3 protein-coding genes and 1 pseudogene are annotated in these 8,287 nt (G+C 59.5%); 1 reads left to right on the top strand and 3 read right to left on the bottom strand.

Annotated features, from left to right (window positions below; all coding sequences use genetic code 11):
• Positions 1-324 precede the first annotated feature (324 nt).
• Together B0G75_RS39595 and B0G75_RS39590 are read right to left on the bottom strand one after the other, a co-directional pair.
• On the bottom strand, positions 325-4,488 hold the full coding sequence (locus B0G75_RS39595) for a CheR family methyltransferase (protein ID WP_106314925.1): 4,164 nt from the start codon (positions 4,486-4,488) through the stop codon (positions 325-327).
• 542 nt (positions 4,489-5,030) lie between these two features.
• Complete coding sequence (locus B0G75_RS39590) at positions 5,031-5,354, bottom strand: group II intron maturase-specific domain-containing protein (protein WP_258194966.1); 324 nt, start codon at positions 5,352-5,354, stop codon at positions 5,031-5,033.
• Positions 5,355-5,473: 119 nt separating this feature from the next.
• Here B0G75_RS39590 and B0G75_RS39585 point away from each other — a divergent pair.
• Positions 5,474-6,743 (top strand): annotated as a pseudogene (locus B0G75_RS39585) (IS256 family transposase).
• Here B0G75_RS39585 and ltrA read toward each other — a convergent pair.
• Positions 6,695-7,747, bottom strand: coding sequence for a group II intron reverse transcriptase/maturase (gene ltrA / locus B0G75_RS39580; protein WP_258194965.1), 1,053 nt, complete (start codon positions 7,745-7,747; stop codon positions 6,695-6,697). The pseudogene B0G75_RS39585 and the gene ltrA sit on opposite strands and share 49 nt — an antisense overlap.
• Positions 7,748-8,287 lie beyond the last annotated feature (540 nt).

The raw sequence follows: 8,287 nt of genomic DNA, 5'->3' as shown, positions 1-8,287 counted from the left end.
GTTGCCTCATTCGCCAACATACGGAGCCGCGCGGCGGGCCGCTCATTAACCGCACGCGCTAGCCGGAGCCCCCTACCGCGCGAGCGGTTTCGTTCGTCGGCCACAAGGGGACGGTCGCCCGGTTCCGACGAAAGGTGGCTCCTGTGATGAAACCAGCCTTCGGCGCGCACGTGCACACTGCGAATGGCGCTTCAGGGTCTCTGTGATCCCATCAAGTCGACTATCCGTTCAACGGCACTCTGGCGCAACCCGGTCACCCGGTTCGGCAAAAGTTTGCCGCCCGATGTGGTCGTATTGCTGCTGTTGTAGCCGGCCCGCGCGGTCCTACCCGTGGTCGCGAGCCGAACGGGCCTGGTCAATCGCGGCAAGCAGGGCAGCCAGCGATACCGGCTTGCCGACATGTGCATCGAAGCCCGCCTCCAGTGCTTCAGTCACGTCTTGTGTGCGGCCAAATCCAGTCAATGCGATTGCCGGAGTGGTCGCTGTCGGGGGTAACCTTCGAAGTTTCGCAATCAGTTCATAGCCACTCATTTCTGGCATTCCGACATCCGAGAGAATGAGATCGAATGGAGCCTCAGCTGCTGCCGCGAGTGCCGCCTTCCCGCTGAGTTCGGAACGCACTTTCGCGCCCTCCATTTCAAGCAGTGCACGGAAAGCGTCTAGCGTCTCGGCCGAATCGTCAACCAGCAACACGCGCAAACCCTTCAGGATGCTTCCATCCACGTTCACACGGCGACCCTCCGAGGACAGCGGAGTCGCAACTTCTGGCAGTCTGACGGAGAATGTTGCACCCTTCCCGAGGCCATCGGATCTCGCCTCGATTTTTCCGCCATGCATTTCTACGAGTTGCTTTACCAGCGAAAGCCCGATGCCCAGGCCTCCGTGCTCGCGGGTGGCTCCGGTTTTGGCCTGGCTAAACATGTCGAAGACACGGGGAAGGAAATCAGGGGCGATCCCCTGGCCGGTATCTTCGACTTGCACACACACAAATCCATTGTCGGAAAAGAGGGTTACGTCGACTCGAGCGCCCGCCGGGGAGAACTTCAGAGCGTTACGGATGATGTTCCAGAAAATCTGCTCCAGACGGACCGGGTCGGCCTGTATCCGAACCGGGCCGTCAGCGCCCGATACGGATAAAGCAATGCCACCAGCGGCCGCGTCGGCTGCACTGGCGTCGATCACCGTACGCAGGATCGCCGAAATGTCAACGGGCGCCAGATGCAGCGCAAGTTTCCCGGTTCGCGCCCGCGACAGGTCAAGCAGATCGTCAATGATCTTTGCCTGCCCAACTACCGAGCGGAGAATCACATCGGTTGCTTCCTGAACGAGTGGACTTTCACGCAGTTGCGGCGCGCGCATCAGCATTTCCGCCTGTACGTGTATCAGGTTCAGAGGGTTCTTCAGTTCATGCGATAGCACCGCAAAGAATTCATCCTTTTGCCGGTTCGCCGAAACCGCGCGGGTCCGGACCCGCCGTTCGAGCTCAAGCTGATTAGTCTGGCGGCTTTCAGCACTTTTCCGGTCCGTAAGATCTCGCGCGATTTTGGCGTAACCCCTGAAGGCTTCCGTATCGATCGCGGTCACGACGCCGCTGCAATAGATCCGCCTGCCGTCCTTGCGTACATGCCACCTTTCATCGTCGGCGCGACCTGCACTTCTGGCCTTCTCCCTCTCGGCCAATGGCACGCCCTGTTCCCGATCTTCCGGCGAGAAGATCAGATCAATCGGCTTTCCGATAGCTTCTGCCTCGTCATAACCGAACACGTTCTGCGCGCCCCTGTTCCAGCTGACGATCACGCCGTGCAGGTCCTGAACGATGATCGCGTAGTCGTTGGTGGTGAGTGCGGCAAACTTCAATCGCTCTTCGCTGGTTCGCGCCACCTCTTCCGCGCGTCGCCGCGCCGTGATATCGATCAGGGTCAGCACCGCACCCTCAATGCGATCGTCAAGTGTTCGGTACGGCAGCAGTCGCACAAAAAACCACTGTCCATCGTTCGTGCTGATTTCCCGCTCTGTCAGCTTGAGCGTATCGAATGCAGCGGCCGCATCTTCGGCAAGTTGCGGATAATTCAGGCGATGCCGGAGGTCCAGCAACGGCCGGCCGATATCGGTCTCGATCAGATTGAAAATACTGACTGCGGGCGCGGTAAAGCGCTTGATGCGCATGGCGCGGTCGACAAAGACCGTTGCAATGCCGCTCGACGCAATCAGGTTCTGAAGATCGTCGTGTGCCCTGGCTTCGTCTTCGACCTTCATCTGAAGCTCGGCATTCACTGTGACCAGTTCTTCATTGACCGATTGAAGCTCTTCCTTGCCGGTTTCGAGTTCTTCAGTGGCCGAGCGCATCTCCTCGTTGATGGCCTGCAATTCCTCGTTCGAGGCCTTCAGTTCCTGGGTCGACAGATTGGATTGTTCGATGCTGGACTGCAGGAGTTCTTTCGTGCGAATCAGTTCCGTTTCGAGCTGTGATACAACCCGGTCCTGTCCGGGGTGGTGAGCGTCGTTCGCCCTGTTCTCCGCATCCGCGTCGTCAGATTCGCTGAAGAAGACGGCGAGAATGTCGCCGCCTGCCATGTCGTCGTGGAATGGATGGACAGAAAGATTGACATGGGAATAGGCCCCGCCCCGGGAGAACCGCACCCGTTTGACTTCAATGCTTTTGCCATGCTGTAGCGCCTGATAGAGCGCGGTTCGAAGCTCGAGCCGCAGATCAGGATTCACGACGGTGAGCAGATTATGCGATGGCTCGCCGCCGACATACCGCAAAAAGCGCCCGACATTTTCGGACATGTGCAGGATTTCAGCGTCGCGGTCGACCAGGATGCTCGGTGGCGAGTAGTGCTGGATCACGCGCTGATGCAACGGTGCAAACGAAAAACTCGCAGGCTTGGGCAAAGGGTGTGCAGCCCCGACCGGCGAGGCGTGAAGGATTTTGCCGGCAGTTGCCGACGGGGGCGCGACTGAAACCCGGTGCGGGGCGGCTTTGGCGCGGTAAATGCGATTTTTCTTGTCGACCGGTGCAAACAGGTCTCCCGCAATCTCAGCGGACTCGGAACTGCCAAGAAAAAGGTATCCACCGGTCCGCAAGGCGAAATGGAAAGTCTGCAGCACCTGTCGCTGAACATCGCGGTCAAGATAGATGAGCAGGTTGCGGCACATTATGAGATCAAGTTGCGAAAAGGGCGGGTCGCGCAGGATGTTGTGCGCCGCAAAGAGGACCTTCTCCCTGAGCACCTTGCTGACACGGTAAAAGCCGCGGGTATGGGCGAAAAACTGCCGAAGCCGGGAGGGCGGCACATCGGTCAGGATAGACTCAAGGTATCGGCCGGATCGCGCCGACTCGATGGCACGTTCATCGATATCCGTGGCGAATACCTGAATGCCCGGCTGGGTATGCTCTTCGCCCAACCGTTCGCATAACAGCATGGCAAGCGAATACGCCTCTTCACCGGTCGAGCAACCGGCGACCCAGGCGCGAACCTGGTCTCCATCATCTTTGCCCTCAAACACGCCGGGTATCACTTCCCGTTCCAATGCTTCGAATGCTTCCCGATCGCGAAAGAAATTCGTTACCCCGATCAACAGGTCTCGAAGCAACGCCTGGTTTTCATCAGGATGTCGTTCCAGAAACAGGAGGTACGACGGCAGATCGGGAAGCGTGTTGACCTGCAGGCGTCGTTCGATGCGTCGCAATACCGTTGCGCGCTTGTAGTGCCGGAAGTCGTGGCCGGTGTGGATCCGCAGTCCCTTCAGGATATCCTGCAACGCGCTGTCGGCCGTTGCTGCGGTGTTTTCGCTTGTAGGCACTGCTGCTATCGGAGGCTCTCCCTCGACCGCCGGCAGTCGGATCACCCGTGCATTGCTCCACAGTTCAATCAGTTTTTGCGGAAGATCCACGACTGGCAGCGAAAGATCGATGAGCCCCGTCGCGATCGCGTTTTGCGGCATCTCGCCGTACTCGGCATCGTCCGGATTTTGAGCGAGGGTGACGCCGCCACATTCCTTGATCCGGCCGATTCCGGCCGTACCGTCACTCCCTGTGCCGGAGAGGATTACGCTGACGGCCCGGCTGCCATGGGCGTCTGCAAGACTCCGGAAAAACCGGTCGATGGCCACCGGCCTGCCTGAAGAGCGCTCCGCTGGCGTCACGCGAAGGTAGCCGTCAAACATGGACAGGTCATTGGATGGCGAGATGAGATAGACGCTGTTCTTCTCGATGTGCGTGGGCTCGCGAACCTGCATGACAGGCATCGAGGTTACCCGCTGTAGTACCTGGTCAGCGCGGCTTTCGTATTTCGGGGAAAGATGCAATACGATCACGAATGCCATACCGCTGTCTGCGGGCATCTGCTCGAAGAGCCGGAGAAGTGCCTGAATACCGCCCGCCGACGCGCCGATGCCTACAACGGGGAAAACCGGCGAAGCGGACGGCGTAGGCGCGGCACCGGATTGGTCCGGGGCAGACTCCGAGGACGGGGTAGTAGGCATTGGAGAAAAAACCAGGAAATGAGGAAGAATCGGGCGGCGTCAGCGCGTGGAGGGTGCAAGGTAACTTCAGCGTACACCGGCCTGCCTAGGGAGGGAAGCAGAAGCCGCGATCACACCGGACCGGCAGATACAAGCCGGCAAGTGTTACCGAAATTGTCGCGGTGTAGTGCAAACCGGTAATAGTTCGGCTACATGAGGAGCAGTACCGCAACTTTCTTCCAGAGCCGACGCGCACCACACGTTCCGACGTCCTGCGCTGGCGCATCGCTTGGAGCGGTATCCGTCCGACTATTTGCCTGAAAACCGACGTTCAGCGAAAAGGCGCAAATGACTCTATCGGGTCGCTGAGAAACCCGTTGCCGTTCCCGGAACCCGGCATTCATCTGCAACGCATTGCCAAGACTGCAGAGTGGTATGTAGCAGCCGCACGGCGCCTGACCAGCCAGCGTCGGCTAAGGTCGATCGGATAGGGGTAGGAAACGGCGCTCGCCGTCCCCTCCCTCCGAACCCGGTGTGCAGTTTTCCCGCGACGGGCTCTCCAGTCAGTTGTTTCCACATCGGGATTGGCGCGCCAATCGATGAGCCTCGGACATCGTGAACAGCCCAAGATTAGCGAAGAAGGCATTAGGCCATCGGGTGTGATTGCGCAAGCATTTACCCTGACCCGGACGGTGTAACTGTCGGCGCAGGATCGCTCGCAGACGGCGGCGGACGAAGCCGTCAACCGACGAGCAGGTGTATCGGTGGGCATTCTGGAAATAGCCGAACCAGCCGCGTAGGATCGGGTTGATCGACGCAATGATGCCCTCGATCGAATCGCCCCTGTTACGCCTGGTCAGGGCGCGGATCTTGTCCCGCAGCCCCATGAGACTCTTCTTGCGCACCCAACGTTGGCCCGCCTCGAACCGGTAGCCCAGAAATTCGAACGAGCCTGTCAGAATTTTAGTGTGCCGAGGTCATGAGACGATAACGGAAACAACGTCCTATGACCGAAGCAACTGTGACTAAGAAGATCAAGAACCCGAAGGCGCCGAAGCTGTTTCCCGATGAACTGATCGATCAACTGCTGGCGCAGATTCAAAACAAGGATGCGGAGTCGGTTCTCGGCGAATCGGGCCTGGCCGGGCAACTGAAGAAGCAACTGGCTGAGCGCATGCTGGCGGCGGAGCTCACGCATCACCTGGAGAACGAGGTTGAGCAAGGCAAGGCCGGCAACCATCGCAACGGCACGAGCCACAAGACGGTCATCACGCCCAACGGCGAACTGAATCTGGATATCCCGCGTGACCGGCAGGCAACGTTCGAGCCGCAACTGGTGGGCAGGTATCAACGCCGGCTGCCGGGCTTCGACGATCACGTCATCAGCATGTACGCGCGCGGCATGAGCGTGCGCGAGATCCAGGGCCATTTGCTGGAACTGTATGGCCTGCAGGTGTCTCCCGATCTGATTTCGACTGTCACCGATGAAGTGCTGGCCGAGGTCGAACAGTGGCAGCAACGCCCGCTTGAGGCGATGTATCCGATCGTGTATTTCGACGCACTTCGGCTGAAGATCCGCGACGAAGGCACGGTCAGGAACAAGGGCGGTGTATCTCGCGCTGGGCATTCGCGCCGACGGCCGCAAGGAAGTGCTGGGTTTGTGGATCGAGCAAACCGAGGGAGCCAAGTTCTGGCTGAAGGTCTTCAACGAACTGAAGAACCGTGGCCTGCACGACATCCTGATCGCGGTGGTTGACGGTTTGCGCGGCTTCCCGGAGGCGATCGAAGCGGTCTATCCGGCCGCCCAGATTCAGACCTGCATCGTGCATCTGATCCGCAATTCGCTGAATCTGGCGAGCTGGAAGGACCGCAAGCCGTTGGCGGCTGCGCTCAAGCCGGTCTATCAGGCCGCCTCGGCCGAGGCGGCGGCAGTGGCGCTCGACGCCTTTGCGCAAAGCGAATGGGGCCGCAAATTCCCTACCGTCGCGGCCATGTGGCAACGCCAATGGGAACAGGTGATTCCCTTCTTCGCCTATCCCCCCGAGGTGCGTCGAATCGTTTATACGACCAACGCCATCGAGAGCATGCACATGCAGTTGCGCAAAATCGTCAAGAATCGCGGCCACTTCCCCAGCGACGAAGCCGCCAGCAAACTGCTGTATCTGGCCTTGCGCAACATCGAAAAGGATTGGAAGATGCCGCCTATCACCTGGCGGCAAGCTGTCAATCAGTTCGCCATTCTGTTCGGCGAGCGATTCACCGCCGCCATGAGCTGAGATTTTTTAACCGACCTCAGCACACAAAATTCCTGACACCTCCATTCGAACCCATGACCCTCCAACCGGCAATCCCCTACGTGGGTTTTGTCGGGATGCAGTGTCAAGCCGTTCGCATCCACCCAGGCCCGCATGCGAGTGAGCGCAGCCTCCGCTTCCCCACGTGTGCGGCATAACACCACGGCGTCATCCGCGTAGCGCACCATGACCAGCCCCGCCTGACGCATTTCCACGTCAAGTTCGTGCAGGTAGAGGTTTGCCAACAGGGGGCTGACAACCGCCCCTTGAGGACTGCCGGAAGTCGGCGTCCACCGCGTCATGTCTTCCATGATGTCTTGCTTGAGAAAGGACTGGATCAGTTCCAGTACCCGGCCGTCCGCGATTCGCCCGGCCACTCTCGCGAGAAGAGGTAGGTGCGGAATCGAGTCGAAATAGCTTTGCAGGTCGGCATCGACCACCCAGCAGTAGCCCGCTTTCACATGCCGGTCCACTTCGCGCAGCGCATCCTTGCAGCCCAAGCCCGGACGGAAGCCGTAGCTTCTTGGCTCGAACTCATGCTCAAAGATCGGCTCGATCACCAGCTTCAGGGCCGCTTGAACAACGCGGTCCTTCACAGCGGGTATACCGAGCGGGCGGCGTCCTTTGCCTTTCGGTATGTAGACGCGCCGCACCGGCTGCGGGCGATAGCTACCATCCTGCAATGCATGCGCCAGTTCAGCGAGGTATCGGTCCCGTGCTTGCGCGAATCGCTTCACGCTCATGCGGTCCACTCCCGCCGCCCCGGCGTTCTTCTCGACCTGAGCCCATCCCAGCGCGAGCGTCTCCAGGCGAAACACCTCGTCGATCAGACTATGCCATTTGCCTCCTTTAACTCCGTTTTGGAGAGCAGCCAACATAGCGTCCGTCCAGATTGAAGCCGACGCGAATTTCCGCTGCACGCAGCTTCCCAGCGCGTCTGCATCTTGTTTAGTCGTTTCCGACACTGGCGATGCTTCGATCTTCATCTCTGCTTCCTTCCGGTCTTTTGCTATCAACTTTCCTGCCCTGCTTCCCTAGTGCGCCTTTTGCTCTGACGCAGGTCTCCACGACTTAACGCTGCCGTGTGCAGTACTATCGGGACTCTGACTCCTGCCAGCGTTCACCTCGCCGACAGGTCTCCCCGCTTGCTTCGTGCCACCGTCCCATCGTTCCGTCCTCAACCACGTGGTACGCCACCGCACCGCTTTATCTGCCACGACAGCGTGCTGTGTTACTTCCAGGCTTCGCCACTTTAGTGCAGGCTCGCCGCCATACCCCGCCGAAACAGGTTCGTTAACCTACGGACCGACAGTTCGCTTCCGGTTACTCCCCACCCCGTCTCACGACGACGCAGTTACCTTCAGCTACGGAGCTGTGGCCAACTCCGGCGGGGACTTACACCCCGCAGATAGCACGCCATCACGGGCGTACACTAAACCGCTCGCGCGGTATGGGGCTCCGTTTGCGCCTCTGGCGGCGAATGAGAGGTCTGTGGCGCCAGTGCTTATGTTGGTGACTGAGGCAAT

It is taken from the genome of Paraburkholderia sp. BL18I3N2 (assembly GCF_003001875.1).
Classification (GTDB): domain Bacteria; phylum Pseudomonadota; class Gammaproteobacteria; order Burkholderiales; family Burkholderiaceae; genus Paraburkholderia; species Paraburkholderia phytofirmans.
The sequence above is the reverse complement of the archived record's forward strand: the minus strand, read 5'-3'. Positions and strand labels throughout refer to the sequence as shown.

Bases quoted from the DNA above. Each gene is read 5' to 3' on its own strand.
- B0G75_RS39595 (WP_106314925.1), bottom strand. From the start codon at position 4,488: ATGCCTACTACCCCGTCCTCGGAGTCTGCCCCGGACCAATCCGGTGCC.
- ltrA (WP_258194965.1), bottom strand. From the start codon at position 7,747: ATGAAGATCGAAGCATCGCCAGTGTCGGAAACGACTAAACAAGATGCA.
- B0G75_RS39590 (WP_258194966.1), bottom strand. From the start codon at position 5,354: ATGGGGCTGCGGGACAAGATCCGCGCCCTGACCAGGCGTAACAGGGGC.